Annotated in this window: 14 protein-coding genes; 3 read left to right on the top strand and 11 right to left on the bottom strand. The window is 74.0% G+C overall.

Going from position 1 to position 17,688, the window contains the following annotated elements; genetic code table 11:
- Nucleotides 1-7: 7 nt before the first annotated feature.
- Both cydB and cydC read left to right on the top strand, forming a co-directional pair.
- Nucleotides 8-988 (top strand): cytochrome d ubiquinol oxidase subunit II, encoded by a 981-nt coding sequence (gene cydB, locus I4J89_RS07315; protein ID WP_196413068.1) that lies wholly within the window; start codon nucleotides 8-10, stop codon nucleotides 986-988.
- On the top strand, nucleotides 985-4,632 hold the full coding sequence (gene cydC, locus I4J89_RS07310; RefSeq protein ID WP_309238223.1) for a thiol reductant ABC exporter subunit CydC: 3,648 nt from the start codon (nucleotides 985-987) through the stop codon (nucleotides 4,630-4,632). Before cydB ends, cydC begins: the two co-directional genes overlap by 4 nt.
- Here the strand turns inward: cydC and I4J89_RS07305 are convergent.
- Nucleotides 4,616-5,785, bottom strand: coding sequence for an acetyl-CoA C-acyltransferase (locus tag I4J89_RS07305; protein WP_196413067.1), 1,170 nt, complete (start codon nucleotides 5,783-5,785; stop codon nucleotides 4,616-4,618). The two genes, cydC and I4J89_RS07305, sit on opposite strands and share 17 nt — an antisense overlap.
- 83 nt (nucleotides 5,786-5,868) lie before the next feature.
- Between I4J89_RS07305 and I4J89_RS07300 the strand changes: the two genes are divergently transcribed.
- Nucleotides 5,869-6,417 (top strand): TetR/AcrR family transcriptional regulator, encoded by a 549-nt coding sequence (locus I4J89_RS07300; RefSeq protein ID WP_196413066.1) that lies wholly within the window; start codon nucleotides 5,869-5,871, stop codon nucleotides 6,415-6,417.
- A 155-nt stretch (nucleotides 6,418-6,572) separates the two neighbouring features.
- On the opposite strand, the gene I4J89_RS07295 is transcribed toward I4J89_RS07300, so the two are convergent.
- The 10 genes from I4J89_RS07295 to I4J89_RS07250 are packed head-to-tail and all read right to left on the bottom strand — an operon-like array spanning nucleotide 6,573 to nucleotide 17,657.
- Entirely contained in the window at nucleotides 6,573-7,571 is a 999-nt protein-coding gene (locus I4J89_RS07295) for a DNA topoisomerase IB (RefSeq protein ID WP_196413065.1), read from the bottom strand.
- A complete protein-coding gene (locus tag I4J89_RS07290) occupies nucleotides 7,552-8,481 on the bottom strand; it encodes a glycosyltransferase family 9 protein (RefSeq protein WP_196413064.1) in 930 nt (309 codons plus the stop codon). Before I4J89_RS07290 ends, I4J89_RS07295 begins: the two co-directional genes overlap by 20 nt.
- Nucleotides 8,478-9,158 (bottom strand): SDR family oxidoreductase, encoded by a 681-nt coding sequence (locus tag I4J89_RS07285; protein ID WP_196413063.1) that lies wholly within the window; start codon nucleotides 9,156-9,158, stop codon nucleotides 8,478-8,480. The genes I4J89_RS07290 and I4J89_RS07285 overlap by 4 nt, the downstream gene beginning before the upstream one ends.
- Nucleotides 9,159-10,526, bottom strand: coding sequence for a PfkB family carbohydrate kinase (locus tag I4J89_RS07280; RefSeq protein ID WP_196413062.1), 1,368 nt, complete (start codon nucleotides 10,524-10,526; stop codon nucleotides 9,159-9,161).
- Complete coding sequence (locus I4J89_RS07275; RefSeq protein ID WP_309238222.1) at nucleotides 10,523-11,128, bottom strand: D-sedoheptulose-7-phosphate isomerase; 606 nt, start codon at nucleotides 11,126-11,128, stop codon at nucleotides 10,523-10,525. Before I4J89_RS07275 ends, I4J89_RS07280 begins: the two co-directional genes overlap by 4 nt.
- A gap of 56 nt (nucleotides 11,129-11,184) precedes the next feature.
- The gene (locus I4J89_RS07270; protein ID WP_196413060.1) at nucleotides 11,185-12,387 is read right to left on the bottom strand and encodes a glycosyltransferase; all 1,203 of its coding nucleotides are present in this window, start codon (nucleotides 12,385-12,387) and stop codon (nucleotides 11,185-11,187) included.
- Nucleotides 12,372-13,292, bottom strand: a complete 921-nt coding sequence (locus tag I4J89_RS07265; RefSeq protein ID WP_196413059.1) for a glycosyltransferase — start codon at nucleotides 13,290-13,292, stop codon at nucleotides 12,372-12,374. The genes I4J89_RS07270 and I4J89_RS07265 overlap by 16 nt, the downstream gene beginning before the upstream one ends.
- Complete coding sequence (locus I4J89_RS07260) at nucleotides 13,289-14,893, bottom strand: HAD-IIIA family hydrolase (protein ID WP_196413058.1); 1,605 nt, start codon at nucleotides 14,891-14,893, stop codon at nucleotides 13,289-13,291. The genes I4J89_RS07265 and I4J89_RS07260 overlap by 4 nt, the downstream gene beginning before the upstream one ends.
- Nucleotides 14,890-16,026 (bottom strand): glycosyltransferase family 2 protein, encoded by a 1,137-nt coding sequence (locus tag I4J89_RS07255; RefSeq protein WP_196413057.1) that lies wholly within the window; start codon nucleotides 16,024-16,026, stop codon nucleotides 14,890-14,892. Before I4J89_RS07255 ends, I4J89_RS07260 begins: the two co-directional genes overlap by 4 nt.
- On the bottom strand, nucleotides 16,023-17,657 hold the full coding sequence (locus tag I4J89_RS07250) for a carbamoyltransferase family protein (RefSeq protein ID WP_196413056.1): 1,635 nt from the start codon (nucleotides 17,655-17,657) through the stop codon (nucleotides 16,023-16,025). The genes I4J89_RS07255 and I4J89_RS07250 overlap by 4 nt, the downstream gene beginning before the upstream one ends.
- Nucleotides 17,658-17,688 lie beyond the last annotated feature (31 nt).

Below are 17,688 nucleotides of genomic sequence, written 5' to 3'. Positions count from 1 at the left end.
GCGCGTCATGATCGAGTTCTGGTTCGCGGTTCTCGTGCTCGCCTGGATGCTCTACTTCGTCCTGGAGGGCTTCGACTTCGGCGTCGGCATCCTGGGGCCGTTCCTCGGCCGCTCCGCCCACGAACGCGGCGCGATCATCCGTACGGTCGGCCCGTTCTGGGACGGCAACGAGGTCTGGCTGGTCGCCGCGATCGGCGTCACCTTCGCCGCCTTCCCGGACTGGTACGCCGCCCTGCTCTCCGCCCTCTACCTGCCGATGGTTCTCGTTCTGCTGCTGCTCGCGGTCCGCGGCGTGGCCCTGGAGTTCCGCGGCAAGCACGACTCGGCGGCCTGGCGCCGCCGCTGCGACCGGCTGCTGTCGCTCAGCTCGGCCGGCATCGTGCTGCTCTGGGGTGCGGTGCTCGGCATCCTCGTGGACGGCCTGGCCCTCGGCGCCGGCGGCGAGGTCACCGGGACCGGCCTGGCCCGCAGCCTCGGGCCGCTGTTCACGCCCGCGGCCGGGATCGGGGCGCTCGCCGCGCTGCTCGCGGCGATCCTGCTGGGTGCGACGTTCCTCGCGCTGCGCACCACCGGCCCGGTGCGCCGCCGGGCACGCGACCTAGCCCGGCACGCGGCCACCGGCGGGGCGGTCACCCTTCTGTTCATCGGGATCGGTACGGGGTCCCGGCTCGTTCTCGCGGCGGCCGCCCTGGTTTTCGTGGCCGGGTTGCAGGCCCGGCGGTCGCGGGAGGCGACGGCCTTCACGGCGGTCGCGGTGGCCGTCGCGGCGGCGGTGTTCGCGGTGTTCACCGTGCACGGGGAGGTGGTGCTGCGGAGCACGCTGGATCCGGCGTGGTCGCTGACCCGGGAGGGTGCCGCCGCGGGGCCGGAGGCGTTGCGGCTGCTCACCGTGGCCGGTGTGCTCATCCTGCCCGGGGTGCTCGTGTATCAGGCCTGGTCGTACTGGGTGTTCCGGCGCCGGGTGGCAAGTGAACGGGTCTCCTCGTGACCGTCGTGCCGGTCGCGGGGCGCCGCGTGGCGAAAGGGCCGGTGGATCGCCGGTTGCTGCGGCATGCGCGTACCAGCCGGGTGGGTATCGCCCTGCTGGCGGTCGTCGGAGCCGGGCAGGCGGCCGCGACCCTGGCGGTCGCGGTCGCGCTCTGCTGGATCGTGACCGCGCCCCGGCCCTCGGCGGTCGCGCTGCTGGCCGGGGCGTTCGGGACGCGTGCCGGACTGGCGTGGGTGGAACAGGTGGTGGCCCGGCGTACGGCGGCGCGGGTCACCGACGAGCTGCGGCGGTCCCTGCTCGCGGCGATCGTGCGGCGCGGACCGGCCTGGGTGGCGACCTACGGCGCGGGGCGGCTCACCGCGGTCCTCGGCACCGGGCTGGACTCGCTGCGGCCGTGGTTCTCCGGCTACCTCCCGGCGCTGGTCCTCGGGGTGGTCCTGCCGCCGCTCGTCGTCGTGGTGATGGCCGTGGTGGATCCGGCGTCCGCGGTGATCGCGCTGTGCACCCTGCCGCTGATCCCGCTGCTCGGCGCCCTGATCGGCTGGGCCACTCAGGCCCGCGCGAAACAGCGCTGGGCGGCGGACGCGCGGCTGGCCGGGCACTTCCTCGACGTGGTCCGCGGGCTGGCGACGCTCAAGGTGTTCGGCCGGGCCGAGCGGCAGACCGCGGTGATCGCCGACCTGACCGACCGGCACCGGTCGGCGACCATGCGCGTACTGCGGGTCGCGTTCCTCTCCTCCACCGCGCTGGACCTGGTCGGCACGCTGTCCGTCGGGCTGATCGCGGTACAGGCCGGCCTGCGGGTCGCCGCCGGTTCGATGGACCTCGCACCCGCCCTGCTCGCGATCCTGCTGGCGCCGGAGGCCTACCGGCCGCTGCGGGAGATGGCCGCCCGGTACCACGCCTCGACCGACGCCGGAGCGGTGATCGCCGATGTAGATGAGATTCTCACCTCCGGTCCGGACGTGGCCGGCGGCACGGTCCCGCATCCCTCGGCCGACCCTGCGGCCCGGTCTTCCCTCGCGCACGGTTCTTCCGTCACGCACAGCTCTGCCCTCGGGCACGGTTCTTCCGTCACGCATAGTTCTGCCCTCGGGCACGGTTCTCCCCGCGCGCACGGTTCTTCCCTCACGCACGGTTCTTCCCTCGGACGCGGTGGGCCGAGCTCCGGGCGGCTCTCGCTCAGCCCGATCGCCGCCGGACGCTGGGGGGTGCGGGCGATCGGGCTGGTCGCGCGGTACCCGGGTGGCTCGGGTGAGGCGCTGCGACTGGACGAACTGGAGGTTCGCGGCGGTGAGATCGTGGCGCTGCGCGGGCCGTCCGGTGCCGGGAAGACGACAGCGCTGCGGGTGCTGGCCGGGCTTCATCCAGCCGAGGCGGGGGCGGTCGCGGCCGGCCGCACCTTCTATCTGCCGCAGCGGCCGGCGCTGCCGCACGCCCGGACGGTCGCCGAGGTCTTCCCGCCGGAGGCGACCGCCGGTGAGATCCGGGCCGCGCTCCGCACGGTAGGCCTCGACGGTGAGGTCACCGGGTCGACGCGGCTAACCGAGCGCGGCGGTGGGATCTCCTCCGGCCAGCGGCAGCGCCTGGCGCTGGCCGCGCTGCTGCACCGTGCCGGGTCCGGCGGCATTGACGCGGCGGCGCATGCCCGGTCCGGCCCGGTGGTGACGCTGCTGCTGGACGAGCCGACGGCCCACCTCGACGCCGTGGCGGAGCAGATGGTGGTCGAGCGCCTGCGGCAGTTCGCCGGCCGGGGCTGCGCGGTGCTCGTCGTCGCGCACCGCCCAGCACTGCTCGCCGCCGCCGACCGAATCGTCGAGGTGCGAGCACCAGCCGAAACGCCGGGCGACACGCTGCACGCTCCCGAGGCTGCCGGAGTGACGCTCACGGCGGCCCGGGTGGACGCGCGGGTGGACCGCGATGCCGCCGGGCGCGGAGTGGCGGCGCGGCGGCCGGGGACGGCGGTGGCGCTGGGTGCGGCGTCGTCGCTGGCCGGGGTGTTGCTGACCGGAGCGGCGGCGTGGCTGCTGGTACGAGCCTCGTCGCTGCCGCCGGTCCTGTCGCTGTCGACGGCGGTGGTGCTGGTCCGGGGCAGTGCGGTGGCACGGCCCCTGCTGCGCTATCTGGAGAGGCTGGTGTCGCACGATCTGGCGTTCGCGCGGCTCGGTTCGCGGCGGGCCCAGGTCTACGCCGGCCTGATCCCGCGGGTACCGGGACGGCTGACCCACCGGCGCGGGGATCTGCTGACCAGGCTGGTGGACGACGTGGACGCTCAGGTGGACGGGCTGCTGCGCGGGCGGTTGCCGGCCCTCGCGGCGGCGGTGACCGTCGTGGTGGCGGCGGTGGCCGTGCTCCTGGCCGCACCGGCGGTGCTGGTGCCACTGGCGGTGGGCGTGCTCGTCGCCGGTGTGGTGGCGCCGGCGGTGGCCGCACGGCAGGCGGACCGGCTGGAGGTGGCGACCGGCCGGGCGCGGGCGCGGATGCGGGACGCCGTCGTCGAGACCGTGGACGGTGTCGAGGAGCTCGGCTCGGGTTCGGGCCGTCTGGGCGTACCGGAAGAGCGAAGCCGGACCCTCGCCCGCCTTGAGGCGCGGGCAGCGCGTGCGGCCGGACTGGCCGCGGCGGTCGCCCACCTGGGGTGGGGGGCGGCAGCGGCCGGGACCGCGCTGGTGCTCGCCCGGTCTGGGCTGTCCGCGGAATGGAGCGCCGTGCTGCTTCTCGGGATGATCGCCCTGGGTGAGACGGTCGTGGCGCTGCCGGAGGCCGCGATCGCCCGGCGGCAGGCCGCCGGCGCCGCCCGGCGCGTCGCGGCGCTGACCTCGGACCAGCCCGCGGCAACAGATCCGGTCCGAGCCGATCCAGACAGCTTTCGTGGTCCGGGTCTCGTTCGGCCCACACTCAATGCTGTCTCAACGGCCTCAAGACAACACTCACGTTGGGCCGAGAGAGTCCGGCCGGCGGACCCTGACCGCGAGGGGCGGAGTGAGCGGGCGGCCGCGGTTCAGGTCCGCGGGCTGGTCGCCGGGTGGGATCCGGACGAGCGCGCGGTGCTGGACGGGTTCGAGCTGACGCTTCCGGCCGGCTCGCGGACGGCGATCACCGGGCGGTCGGGCTCGGGCAAGTCGACGCTCGCCGCGGTGCTCGGGGGGCTGCTGGACCCGCGGTCGGGCACTGTGCGGCTGGACGGGACGGACATCCGCGAGATGCCGGACGACCTCTTCCGCCGGCGGGTGGTGCTGGTCGGCGAGGAGACCTCGCATGTGTTCGCGTCGACCGTACGGGAGAACCTGCGTCTCGCCGCGCCCGGAGCGAGCGACGACGACCTGGTGGAAGTGCTCGCGCGGGTCGGGCTCACCAGTTGGTGGGCCGGGCTGCCGGACGGGCTGGACACCTGGCTGGGCACCGGCGGCAGCACCGTGTCGGGTGGGCAGCGGCGGCGGCTCGCCACCGCGCGGGCGCTGCTCGCCGACCCGGGGCTGCTGATCCTGGACGAGCCGACCGAGGGCATCGACGAGGCGGGTGCGCGGGAACTGATGGCGGACCTGCTGGACGCGTCGTCCGGGCGTACCGTGCTGGTTCTCGCGCATCGCGCCGAAGGTCTTGATCTTGTTGATCGGGTGCTGGAGCTCAGAGACGTTCGATGATCGTCGCGTTCGCCGTGCCGCCGGCCTCGCACATGGTTTGCAGGCCGTAGCGGCCGCCGGTGCGCTCCAGCACGCCGAGCAGGGTGGTGGCGAGCCGGGCGCCGCTGGCGCCGAGCGGGTGGCCGATGGCGATGGCGCCGCCGTCCACGTTGATCTTCGCCGGGTCGGCGCCGGTCTCCGCCTGCCAGGCCAGGACCACCGAGGAGAACGCCTCGTTGACCTCGAAGGCGTCGATGTCTGCCAGGGTGAGCCCGGCGCGCGCGAGGGCCTTCGCGGTGGCCGGGATGACGCCGGTCAGCATGTAGATCGGGTCGTCGCCGGTGGCGACCGCGGTGTGGATGCGGGCGCGCGGCCGCCAGCCGCGCCGCCGGGCGATCTCGCTGGTGGTGATCAGTACGGCAGCCGCACCGTCGTTGACCGGGCTGGAGTTGCCGGCGGTGACCTTCCAGTCGATGGCACCGAACCGCTGTTCCCAGCGGGGATCGGCGAACGCCGGCCGCAGTCCGGCGAGGACCTCGAGGCTGGTGTCCGGCCGGATGTTCTCGTCGCTCGCCAGTTCGTTCACCTGTGTGAGCTGACCGTCGAACGACGCCGCGGCCGCGCGCTGGTGGCTGGTCAGGGCGAACTCGTCCAGCTGGGTGCGGCTCAACCCCCACTTCCGGGCGATCAGTTCGGCGGCGACGCCCTGCGGGATCAGGCCGCCGGGATAGCGGCGGGCGATCAGCGGGCCGCCCACGTCGGCTCGCGCGCCGTTCACCACGGCGGAGCTGCCGATGGGTACGCGTGACATCGACTCGGCTCCGGAGGCGATGACGATGTCGTACCCGCCGGAGATCACGCCCTGGGCCGCGAAGCTGATCGCCTGCTGGCTGCTGCCGCACTGCCGGTCGACGGTGACCCCGGGGACGTGCTCGGGGAAGCCGGCGGCGAGGGCGGCGAGCCGGGCGGAGTTGCCGGCCTGCTCACCGACCTGGCCGACGGTGCCGCCGATGACGTCGTCGATCTCCGCGGAATCGAGGCCGGGCATCCGTCCGATCAGGGCGCGCAGCACGTGGGCGTGCAGTTCAATGGGGTGGAGGGCGGTGTACGCACCGGTGGGCTTCCCCTTGGCCACCGGTGTGCGCACCGCGTCGACGATGACGGCGTCCCGCATGGATCCTCCCCTGTGGGCTTAACGGACCGATCGGTCCGAGTCTATTGTCTGGTTGGACTGAGCGGTCCGTTAAACTCGTCACCATGGCACGAACGCCTGCCCCCGGCAGCCGCGAGACGATCCTGACCGCCGCCGCCGGCCTCTTCTACGAGCACGGCGTCCGGGCCGTCGGGATGGCGCAGGTCGTCGAGGCGGCCGGCTGCGGAAAGAACCTGCTCTACCGGCACTTCCCGAGCAAGGCGGAGCTGGCGGCGGCGTACCTGGCGCTGGTCCGCCGGGAACGGGAACGCTCCGCGGACGAGGCGCTGCGCTGGGCGACCGGCCCGCGGGACCGGTTGATCGCGCTGGTGGGCGAGATCGCCGACCTGGTGCGGCGGCCGGGCTACCGGGGCTGCGCCTTCCGGAACTACCTGACCGAGTTCCGCGGCGACGACGACACACCGGCCCGGGCCGCGAAGGCCTATCTGGAGGACACCCGCGCCGAGGTGGACCGCCTGGTGGGCGAGCTGGGCGGGGACGAGCTGCTCGCCGACCGCATCTGGCTGATCGTCAACGGGCTGTACGCGGGACCGCCGTCGCAGGCCGACGTCGCGGTGGACTGGGTAAAAGAGCTCGTCAGCCCGGAGCGCTGAGACCTATCCTGCCGAGCCCAACGTGGGTGCTGTCTGGCGGCCGTTGAGACAGCATTGAGCGTGGGCCAAGCAAGATCACCGCTTGGGGACCCTGACCGCGAAAGCCTTTAGAACCGGTACGAGGCGGCCAGCGCGGCGCGGCGGCCCGGCGCTGCCTAGTTCGCGTCGTCGCTGAGCAGGTCCAGCACCTCCTCTTCCGCCTGTTCCCGGGGCGCGTCCGACGGGACGTCGACGACGCGGCCCTCCTCGTAGTGTTCGATGACCCGGGGGTCGATGTAGGAGTTGCGGGCCACCGTCGGGGTGTTGCCGAGCAGTTCGGCGACCTCGCGGGCGGCCCGCGCCACCGCCTTCTTGCGCTTGGCCTTGGTGGGCTGCGGGCCGGCTTCGGCCAGGGCCTCGGCGGCCTTCACGGTGCCGTGCCAGGTGCGGAAGTCCTTGGCGGTCATCTGCTCGCCGCTGATCTCCCGCAGGTACTCGTTTATCGCGTCCGCCCGGATCTCCTGCCAGCGGCGCCGGGCCGGGTCCCAGTACGCGAAGAGCCGCTCCTCGCCGCGACGCCGGCGCTTCAGGTCACGTAGCACCGCGCACACCTCGCCGTCGCCGACGGTGGCCGAGTGCGAGATGCCCGACTTGCCGGTGAACTCCAGCAGCACGCAGCCACCTTTGGCGCGCAGATGCGAAGGGCGCAGGGTGGACAGGCCGAACGATGGGTCCTCCTCGCGGGCCGCAGACTCCTCGCCGCCGACCCGGAACATGCCCATGTCGAGCAGCCGGACGATCGCCGCGAGCACCCGCTCCCGTGTCAGGCCGCGGCTGGTGAGGTCGGAGCAGAGCCGGTCGCGTACCGCCGGCAGGCGTTCGGCCACCTCGAGGGCGTGGTCGAACTTGGCCCGGTCCTGCTGCTCGCGCCACGCCGGGTGGTAGAGGTACTGCTTGCGGCCGGCGTCGTCGATCCCGATCGCCTGGATGTGGCCGCGTGCGTCCGGCGAGATCCACACGTCCTTCCAGGCCGGCGGGATGACCAGGCCCTTGATCCGTTCGACCGTCTCCGGGTCCCGCAGCGGGGACCCGTCCGAGTCCAGATAGGTAAAACCCTTCCCGGAGCGGCGCCGCCCCAGGCCGGGCTTGCTCAGTTCACTTCGCCGAAGCCGCATGGCAGACCTGGTCGGCGGCGGCGAGGACCTCGTCCTCGGTGACGGCGAGCAGGGCCGGATGCACCGGCCCGGGCAGGTCACCCCGCTCGTCGCGGGTGCCGTGCCAGATCGCCCGATGGTACGGGCGGTCGGCGGGCGGTCCCCAGCGCCGCGGGGAGACCGGCCCGAAGAGCACCACGGACGGGGTGCGGTAGGCGGTGGCGAGGTGCGCGATGCCGGTGTCGCCGCTGATCAGCAGCCGCGCGCCGGCCACCAGCGCGGCCAGTTCACCGAGCCCGGTACGCGGAACGGCCGACGAGTCGAGCCCGGCCAGCTCGGCCACCCGTACGCAGAGGTCGTGCTCTGCGCCGGAACCGGTGATCAGCACGCGGTGGCCCGCCGAGCGCAACCGGCGGGCGACGGCCGCGAAGCGGGCCGCGGGCCAGCGCCGGGCCGGCGACTTGGCGCCTGGATGGATGATCGTCACGCCCTGCGGCACCTCCTCCGGCGGGACGGCGAGGTCGAGGTCCGGCTCGGAACAGCCGACGCCGTAATACCGGACCAGCCGGCACCAGCGGCGCACCTCGTGCTCGTCGTCGTGCCAGCCGGGGCCGTCGTGGTGGCCGGCCGCACGGCTGGCGAACGCCCACAGTGTCCCCGGCCGCAGCGCCTGTAAACGCCGGTGCGACTCCGGCCCGGATCCGTGCAGGTTGACCGCGAGCCGCGGCATGGCCGGGGCGTTGTCCAGCGGTTCCAGTTCGCGGGCCGGGACGATCCGGTCGATGCCCCCGATCGTTTCGACAAGCGGGGTGAGCCAGGTGGGGGCGGCCAGGCTCAGCGTCTCGCCGGGGAAGGCGGCGCGGAGCCCGCGCAGGGCGGGCACCGCGGTCGCCAGATCTCCCACGCCGAGCGCGCGCAGGACGAGGATCACGGGTACGAGCTCTCCGTCTCCGCCGCCACGACCAGCTCGCGGACCGCGCAACCGGCGGGCTGATTGAGCGCGAACAGTACCGCGGCGGCCACGTTGGCCGGGTCGTTGAGAATGGCGTCGGGGCCGGGCTTGTACTTGTCGTCGCGCTCGTCGAAGAACTTGGTCCGCATCCCGCCGGGGATCAGCAGGGTGACGTTGACCTGGCCGGCGAGTTCGGCGGCGAGCGCCCGGGTGAAGCCGACCACGCCGAACTTGGCGGCGCAGTACGCGGTGGCGTCGGAGACCGCCTTGACACCGAGCGTCGAGGAGATGGTGACCACCCCGCCGTGCGACTGCTTCAGCGCGGGCAGCGCGGCGCGGATCACCGCGGCGGTGGCGAGCAGGTCGATGGTGACGATCCGGTCCCAGGTCTCGCCGGGGATGTCCTCCAGGGTGCCGGGCACGTCCATGCCGGCGGCGGTGACCACGCCGTCGATGCCGCCGCCGGCGAGCTCGATGGCCTGACGGGTGGCCCGCTCAGCGGCACGGGTGTCGGCCAGGTCGCACTCGACCCACTCGACGCCCTCCTTCGGTGCCTGCCGGTCGATGACGAAGGGCCGTCCGCCCGCCTTGATCACGGCATCGACGACCGCGGCGCCGAGGCCGCTCGATCCTCCGGTGACGATCACTGCGTCCATTCACTGACCTCCAGATTTAGCTGCGGCGATGGTTTCGGTGGTGGAGCGGCCGTCCAGATAGGGCACGATCACGGTCTGCCCGCCCCAGCGTTCGACGACCTCGGATTCCGGGAGCGTGTCGTAGTCGCCGCCCTTGACCCAGACGTCCGGGCGCAGCCAGGACAGGACCGGTTCGGGCGTCGGCTCGTCGAAGATCACGACGGCGTCGACGCAGTCCAGGGCGGCGAGCAGGCGGGCCCGGTCGTCCTGGTTGGTGAGCGGGCGCTCCGGGCCCTTCAGCCGGCGGACCGAGTCGTCGCTGTTCAGGCAGACGATCAGGCAGTCGCCGAGGGAGCGTGCGGCGCGCAGGGTGGCCAGGTGGCCGGTGTGCAGCAGGTCGAAGCAGCCGCCGGTGGCGACGACCGTACCGCCGCGGGTTTTGATCCGGGCGGCGAGGCGGCCGGCCTCGTCGGCGCCGACGCGCTCCGCCTGGTCCGGCTTGTCCAGGTTGTCCGGCCCGGTGGTCTCGTCACGCGCGACGTAGGCGCTGGCCGCGGCGACCGCCTGCTGGACCGCTTCGGAAACCAGCGCACCACGCGCCAGGGCGGCCGCGGCCGCCGCCGCGAAGCTGTCCCCGGCCCCGCAGGTGTCCCCACCGGACACCTGGGGCGCCGGGATCACCAGCGGGGTCGGCCCGGAGTGGCAGAGCACCGCGCCCTGAGCGCCACGGGTGACCACCACGGCGCCGGCCCGCCACCGCTGCCGGAGCTGATGGCCGGCCCGCTGCGCCGCCGCCAGCCCCGAGCCGTTGCCGGCGTCGTCGGCGAGGCGCTTCGCCTCACTCTCGTTCGGCGTCACCAGGCGTACGTTCGGCACCGGCGGCGGACCGTTCGGGTGCGGGTCCCAGACCACCGGCGCCTTCGCCTCCTCGATGGCGGCACGCAGCGCGGGATGCCGGGCCACACCCCGGCCGTAGTCGCTGACCAGGATCGCCGAGGCGTCCCGGAGCACGCCGAGCGCCGCCGCCGGTACGTCACCGGGCGGCTGCGGCGAGCCACCGCGGTCCAGCCGGAGCAGCACCTGACCACCGGCACGCATGCGGATCTTCTCCGGAGTGGCGCCGGCGAGCGGCAGGGCGTACACCTCGATGCCTGCCGCCGCGAGCAACTCGGTCAGCCGGGCCCCGGCGGCGTCTTTCGCGACCGCCGTGACCAGCGCGACCTGATAACCGTGTCCGGCGGCGAGCAGGGCCGCCAGGCCCGCGCCGCCCGGGCGTTCGCGCACCCGCTCCTCGTCGAGGACCGGGACCGGGGCGTCCGGGGCGACCCGGCGGACGCTGCCCTCCACGTCCCGGTCGAGGAGCGTGTCGCCGACGATCACGAGCCTCATACGGCGACCATCTCCTTCCGCTGTGCCGCCTCGACGAAAGGGAGCAGGTACCGGTCGAGGTACTCGCACATCACGTGCACCGAGACGAGATGAAGCTCCTGCACCACCTGGCTGTCCGGCGACGGGCAGCAGAGCGCCTCGTCGCAGGCGTCGGCGAGCGGGTTCGGCGCCTCGCCGACCAGTGCCCAGGTGTGCAGGCCGGCCTCCTTTGCGGCCTCGACCGCGGCCAGCAGGTTGGGGCTGCGACCGCTGGTGGACAGGACCATCAGCACGTCGCCGGGGCGGCCGTGTGCGCGCACCTGGCGGGCGAAGACCTCCTCGAAGCCGTAGTCGTTGCTGATCGCGGTGACCGCCGACGAGTCCGGGGTGAGCGCGATCGCGGACAGCGGCATGCGCTCGTCGCGCAGCCGGCCGACGAGTTCGGCGGCGAGGTGCTGCGCCTCGGCGGCGCTGCCGCCGTTGCCGGCGACCAGCAGCCGGCCGCCGGCACCGAGGTGGCGGGCCAGGTGGGCGCCCCAGACCTCCAGGACGCCGGCTTGCTCGCGGTACGGCGCGAGCGCGTCCGCCAGCCCGTTCAGGTGACTGTCCAGGGGGTTCTTCACGCGGTTCCTTCCAAGGCCGTTGGTCGGCGCGGCTGAGTGCCGCTCGGTGTGGTCGCTCATGCCGCGACCTCTCGATCGGCGACGGAGGAGTAGACAGCGGCCAGGCGCTCGGCGACACGCGGCCAGGAGTAGGAGGAGGCGGCCCGGTCGGCGGCGGCCGCGGCGTACGCGAACCGGCGTACCTCGTCCCCGACGAGCCGCCGCAACGCCACGGCGAGTGCCCGTGGATCGCGGGGCGGGACCAGATCGCCGGTGACCCCGTCGACCACGGTGTCGGTCAGACCGCCGACCGCGGTGGCGACCACCGGCACCCCGCAGGCCATCGCCTCGAGCGGGGTGAGACCGAACGGCTCGTACCAGGGGGTGGCGGCGACGACGTCGGCGGAGCGGTACCACTGCGGCATCTCGTGTGCGGCTACCGCACCGGCCAGCCGGACCCGGTCGCCGACCCGGCAGTGTTCGGCGAGGGCGCGCAGGCGGCGGGCGTACGGGTCGTCGCCCAGCCTCGCCGCCGGCGGACCGCCCACCACGACCAGTTCCGCGCCCGGCACCGCGGCCAGGGCCCGGATGGAGTCCTCGATGCCCTTGCGCTCGACGAGCCGGGCCACGGTGAGGATCCGGGCCAGGCCGGCGGTCCGGGGCACCGCCGGACCGCGGGTGCTGAAGCGTTCGGTGTTCACCCCGGACGGCACCAGGTCCATCCTGGAGCGCGGTACGCCCAGCTTCATCAGCTCGGCGACCTCGTCGCGGCACTGCACGATCACCCGGTCGACGCCGCGGCCCAGCTCCCGCTCGTGGCGGATCCGCCCGGCCGGGCTGGTGTCGGCGGTGCCCTGGTGGCGCCGCTTCACCGAGCCGAGCGCGTGAAACGTCTGCACCACCGGAACGCCGCAGGCGTGCCCGGCTTCCAGGGCGGCGAGCCCGCTCATCCAGAAGTGCGCGTGCGCCACGTGCGGGCGCCACTCGTCCCGCCAGTCCGCCGCCATCCACTCGGCGAACGCCCCCATGTACGGCAGCAACTCGTCCTTCGGGAGCACCTCGACCGGCCCGGCCGGTACGTGCACCACGTCCACCCGCTCGCCCATCGGCACGACCTGGGGCAGGTCCGCGTTGTCCCGCCGGGTGTATACGCGTACCTCGTGGCCGTGCCCGGCGAGTGCCGCGGCCAGCTCGGCGACGTGCGAGTTCTGGCCGCCGGCGTCGACCCCGCCGAGCGCCGCCAGGGGGCTGGCGTGCTCCGAGATCATCGCGATGCGCATGTCTCCTCCTCCAGCAGTCGGTCCCAGTCGGCGAGGAAGCGGTCCAGCCCGTAGCGGGCGAGCGCCACCTGCCGGGCGCGTTCACCGAGACGGGCCGCGGCGTCCGGTTCGTCGATCAGCCACTGGGCGGCGTCGACCAGCGTGCCGACCCGGGTGGAGAGCACCCCGGCGTCCGGCGGGATCGCGGCGACCGCCTCGGTGGTGGCCAGCGCCAGCACCGGCATGCCCATCTGCATGGCCTCGATCAGGCTCAGCCCGAGCGACGTCCACCGGCACAGATGCAGGTAGGCGCGCCGCTTCGCGACCTCGGTGTGCATCTCGTGCTGCGGCGGATCGTCGAAGGCCGTCACGTTCTCCAGATCGGCGACGCCCATGCCCAACACGTCGAGCGGCGCCACCGCCGCGAACCGGGGGAACAGGTCGGTGCCGGTGACCCGGCCACGGCGTACCGGCTCGTTGGTGACGATCGCCAGGCGTTCGAGCTCGCCGGTCCAGCGGGCCTTCGGCTCGACGATGCCGTGCTCGATCACCGTGGTGCGGGTGGCGCCGCAGTCCCAGAACAGCTCGTTGAAGTGCGTGACGTGCGCGATGATCACGTCGTCCCGGTCGGCGAGGGGGTGCCGGGAATTCGGCACGTCGCCCTTCGGGGTGTTGTGCTCCACATAGATCACCGGGACGTGCGGCGGGATCAGGTCCAGCTCCTCGGGCCGCTGGGCGATCGCGAGGTCGATGTCCTTGATCTCCTGGAGGGGCAACTCCTCCACGGTGTCGGGCCAGTCGAAGGTCTGGGCCCGGCCGCGGCCCCAAGCGTCCCGTTCCGTGTTCACCGGTACCAGGTAGCGGTGTTTCCCCTGGACGAACGAGGTCGTCCAGGAGCCGTGCACGTGCCAGAGCAGGATGTTCACGCGGCCTCTGCTTCCGTCTCGGCTGTTGTCGGAGGGTGTGCGGTCACGCCGATCCGGCGCACCGCGTCGAGGACGTCACGCGGCTCGACCGTTCCCAGGCATGGGTGGCCGGGGACCGGGCAGCGGGTGGCGCGGGTGTCGCGGCAGGCCGCGGCGGCGTCGCCGAGCCGGACCGCGGGCACCCGGTAGGGACCCCACTGGCCGTAGGGCACCGTGGGTGCGTACAGGCTGATCACCGGGGTGCCGACGGCCGCGGTCAGATGCGCCGGACCGGTGTTGGCGACGATCAGGCAGTCCGCGCCGGAGATCAGCGTGGCCAGGCCGGCGAGCGGCATCGGGCCGGCGTCGGTGCCGGCGTCCCCGGCGACGAAGGCGGCCAGGTGCCGCTCCCCCGGGCCGCCGGTGACCAGCACCTGGTGACCCGCGGCGGCGAGCGCGGCGACGATCCGGCGCAGGTTCTCCGGCGGGCAGGAGCGGGCCTCGCAACTCGCTCCCGGATGAACCACCAGGTAGCCCTGCTTCTCTCTCCGGGCGGCGTTCACCCGGAGACCACCGTCGTCGCCTCGCGGCAACGAAAACCCAGCCGCTGCCGCGACGCTGCGGGCACGTTCCGCTTCCGGCAATCCCAGGGGTACGCGATGACGAACGTCCAGCAGCGAGCCGGGATAGTCCTCGCTGATCGCGGTGATCCGCCCGACTCCCGCCGTGCGGAGCAGCAGGGCCAGGGGCAGAGCGGACTGGTGGAACGAGGTGAAGACGACCGCCTCGTCGGCGTTCGCGGCCCGCAACCGCTCGGTGAGTGCCCGCATGTCGTCCGGGTCGACCGGGCCGGGTTCCGGGTCGATCCACGGCAGCCGCCACTCGATGATCTCGTCGACGCCGGGCAGGAGTTCGGCGGCGGCCCGGCCGCGTGGCCCGCAGAGCAGCACCACCCGGTCCGCGCCGGCCTTGAGGGCGCGGATCGCCGGCCCGGTGACCAGGACGTCCCCGGCCGAGTCGGAGCGGACCGCCAGCACGGTTGCGGGCCGGGCCGGACCCCGTGCCGGGCGCGGCGCCGGCGTGACCAGGGCCTGCCGGCTCAGGATCAGATCCGCGGCGGCGCTCAGATCGCCGGCGCGGTGCGGTGCGGCGGCGACCTCCGGCGGCAGCGTGATGTCGGTGGGCACCAGGATGCCGGTAGCGCCGGCGGCGAGGGCGGCCTCCATGTCGCGGCCGATGTCGCCGACCACCACACAGCGGCCCGGGGTGGTGCCGAGCGCGCTCGCGGCCGCGTCGACCATGCCGGGCGCCGGTTTACGGCAGCGACAGCCGGCGGTGTCGTCGTGCGGGCAGATCTGCCAGGTGTCGAACGGGCCGAGCAGTTCGTCGACCCGGCGGTTCACCGCGGCGAGCTGGGCGGCGGTGAACCGGCCGCGGGCCAGGCCGGACTGGTTGGTGACCACACCGATGCGCAGGCCGGCGGCGCGCAGCCGGTCCAGGGCCGCCTTGGCGCCGGGCATCGGCTGGACCAGGCCGGGGTCGCCGTTGTAGGGCACGTCGACGATAAGCGTGCCGTCCCGGTCGAAGAGGACGGCGTCGTAGAGGGGGGCGTTGCGGTTCACCGGCGCGCCTCCACCGGGTCGTCGCGGTTTGCGGCCTTGCTGTCCGGCGCGGTCCCGCCGCCCGGCGCGGCTGTCTCGGCTTCCGTTGCGGCCGGCGTGCCGGCGGCCGGCGTGCCGGCGGCCGGCGTGTTGGCGGCCGGCGGGCCGAGGATCGTTTCGAGGGCCGGCACGGGCCGGGCGCCACGCCACCGGAACCAGCCGCGCGCCCAGTGAGCGACCGCGACCGGGGGGATCGCGACGCTGGTCATGAGCATGGTGGTGACCTCACGGGGATCGCGCGGGCCGGGCGCGATGCGGGCGGCGGCGAACTCCGCGGTCCCGGCCGCCCAGGCAGCGCCGGCGACCATGGCCGCGGCCGGCCAGCCGCGGCGGCCGGTGACCAGGGCGGCGGTGGTGCAGCCCAGAGCGGCGGCCCCGGCGGCGGTGACCGCGGCGTGCCGGCGGCGACGGCCGGGCGGCACGCCGAGCACGGCACGCCAGTCCGGGCCGTAGAGGCGGCGCAGCAGCGCGTCGTCGGCGTTACCGCGCTGGGTGCGTACGCTGACCCAGCGATCCTCCGGGCGTACCGGATGAGTCACCGTGCGAAGCCCGCGCCGCAGCTCGAAGCCCGCCTCCCGCACGCGGTGCGCCAGCTCCGCGTCCTCGCGGAACGCACGCGGCAGGCGCTCGTCGAAGCCGCCGGTACGCTCCAGCGCCGCCCGGCGGTACGCCATGTCCGCGGTGATCCACTCGCCGTCGGCGAGGCCCGCGGTGACCCGCTCCCAGTCGGTGGGGCGGCGATCGCCGGGCAGCGGCACCCGCAGGTTGCCCTGCACTCCCCCGACCTCCGGGCCGGCGTCGCGCAGATCGTCGGCGAGCCGCCGCGCCCAGTCCGGGTCGGGCAGCACGTCGTCGTCGAGGAAGGCGACCCACTCGTGCCGGGCGGCCCGCCAGCCGGCGTTGCGGGCGGCGGCCGGTCCGGCCGCGCGGCCCGGCAGGACGCGCGCGCCCGGCAGGTCGAGCGGCTCGCCGCGCTCCGGCCGGTCGTCCACCACGATCAGCTCAATCCCCGGGTGCAGCGGTCCCAGAGCCATGAGCAGCTCGATCAGGCTGGGCCGGCCGAGGGTGGGTATGACGACGGACACGCCCGTCATCGGGCCTCCCCGAACACCTGCTTGCGGTGGACCGCGAACGGGCCGATGGCGAGCAGGTCCACCGGCGCCGAGCCGAAGAGCTCCAGGGCCTCACGCGGGGTGTCGACCATCGGCCTGCCGGCCGTGTTGAGCGACGTGTTCACCACCACCGGCAGCCCGGTACGCCGCTCGAACTCGGCGAGCATCTCGGCGACCAGCGGTTCGGTGTCGGTGTGCACGGTCTGCACGCGGGCGGTGCCGTCGACGTGGGTGACCGCCGGGATCCGGTCCCGCCACTCCGGCTTCACCTTGTGGACGAAGAGCATGTACGGGCTCGGATAGACGCCCTCGAAGATGTCCCCGAAGCGTTCGGCCCGGACCATCGGGGCGATCGGGCGGAACTGCTCGCGGCCCTTCACGTCGTTCATCCGGGTCTGGGTGTGCTGGTCGCCGGGGTGGGCGAGCAGTGAGCGGTGGCCGAGGGCGCGCGGGCCGTACTCGCTGCGGCCCTGGTACCAGGCGACGATGCCGTTGCCGGCGAGCACCTCGGCGGCCGCGGCGGCGATCGACCCGGGCCTCTCGTAGGGCACCGCGGCCCGCTTCAGCTCGGCCTCCAGTTCGTCGTCGCTCCAGCCGCGCCCCAGCGCCGCGGTGCCGAACGGGATGTGCTGCTGGGTGACTGCCAGTGCAGCGCCGAGCGCGGTGCCCGCGTCGCCGGCGGCCGGCTGCACCCAGACCCGCTCGAACGGGCCCTCGGCGGCGATCCGGGCGTTTGCCACACAGTTCAGGGCGGTGCCGCCGGCCATGGTCAGCGTCTTCAGGCCACCCGACGCCTCGTACGTCCAGCGGGCCAGGTCGAGCAGCACCTCCTCGAGGCGGATCTGCACACTGGACGCCAGGTCGGCGTGTGCCTCGGTCATCTCGCCGTCGGCGGTACGGGCCTTGGCCAGCGCGTCCCAGTCGATGCGCTCGACGACGAACCCGCCGTCACCGGTGGCCCGGACCAGCTCGCGCAGCAGGCCGATGAACTTCGGCTTGCCGTACGAGGCGAGCGCCATCACCTTGTACTCGTCGCTGGAGTGCATGAAGCCGAGGTGCCGGGTCAGGTCCTCGTAGAGCAGGCCGAGCGAGTGCGGCAGCTCCTGGCTGCGGAACGTCTCGAGCCGCCCGTCCCGGTACGCCCCGGCCAGGTGACTCGCCGACTCGCCCCGTCCGTCCAGGACCAGCACCGCGCTGGGCCCGTCGACGCTGAGCCCGGCCGACGCGGCGTGCGCGACGTGGTGCGGCACGAACCGCACCTGCTCCGGGTCGAGGCCGGGCAGCGCGGTGGCCAGGAACTGCGGGGCCCGCCGGGCGTAGTCGACCCGCAGGTGGTCCCACGGGTCGTGGATGCCCGACTCGGCCGGGTCGCGGCAGAGGTCCGGGTCGAATGAGTACGCCACCGCGTCGAGGTCACCCGGACGCAGACCGGCCTCGGCCAGGCACCAGGCGGCGGAGAGCTCCGGCAACTCCCAGGCGGAGAACGGAACCGGCCGTTTGCCGTGCTTACGGCGGCTGAACCGCTCCTCCTCCGCGGCGGCGATCACGCGACCGTCGACGATCACGGCCGCTGACGGATCATGAAAGATCGCGTTGATCCCGAGTACTCGCATGGCGAGCGCTTACCCCGGATATTTTCACTTA

The organism is Actinoplanes aureus (assembly GCF_015704865.1).
Taxonomy (GTDB): Bacteria; Actinomycetota; Actinomycetes; order Mycobacteriales; family Micromonosporaceae; genus Actinoplanes; species Actinoplanes aureus.
This window is presented reverse-complemented; position numbering and strand designations above follow the sequence as displayed.

Coding starts and splice junctions, on each gene's coding strand:
- cydB (WP_196413068.1), top strand. CDS start 8: ATGATCGAGTTCTGGTTCGCGGTTCTCGTGCTCGCCTGGATGCTCTAC.
- I4J89_RS07305 (WP_196413067.1), bottom strand. CDS start 5,785: ATGCGGGACGCCGTCATCGTCGACGCGGTGCGCACACCGGTGGCCAAG.
- I4J89_RS07300 (WP_196413066.1), top strand. CDS start 5,869: ATGGCACGAACGCCTGCCCCCGGCAGCCGCGAGACGATCCTGACCGCC.
- I4J89_RS07295 (WP_196413065.1), bottom strand. CDS start 7,571: ATGCGGCTTCGGCGAAGTGAACTGAGCAAGCCCGGCCTGGGGCGGCGC.
- I4J89_RS07285 (WP_196413063.1), bottom strand. CDS start 9,158: ATGGACGCAGTGATCGTCACCGGAGGATCGAGCGGCCTCGGCGCCGCG.
- I4J89_RS07280 (WP_196413062.1), bottom strand. CDS start 10,526: ATGAGGCTCGTGATCGTCGGCGACACGCTCCTCGACCGGGACGTGGAG.
- I4J89_RS07270 (WP_196413060.1), bottom strand. CDS start 12,387: ATGCGCATCGCGATGATCTCGGAGCACGCCAGCCCCCTGGCGGCGCTC.
- I4J89_RS07255 (WP_196413057.1), bottom strand. CDS start 16,026: ATGACGGGCGTGTCCGTCGTCATACCCACCCTCGGCCGGCCCAGCCTG.
- I4J89_RS07250 (WP_196413056.1), bottom strand. CDS start 17,657: ATGCGAGTACTCGGGATCAACGCGATCTTTCATGATCCGTCAGCGGCC.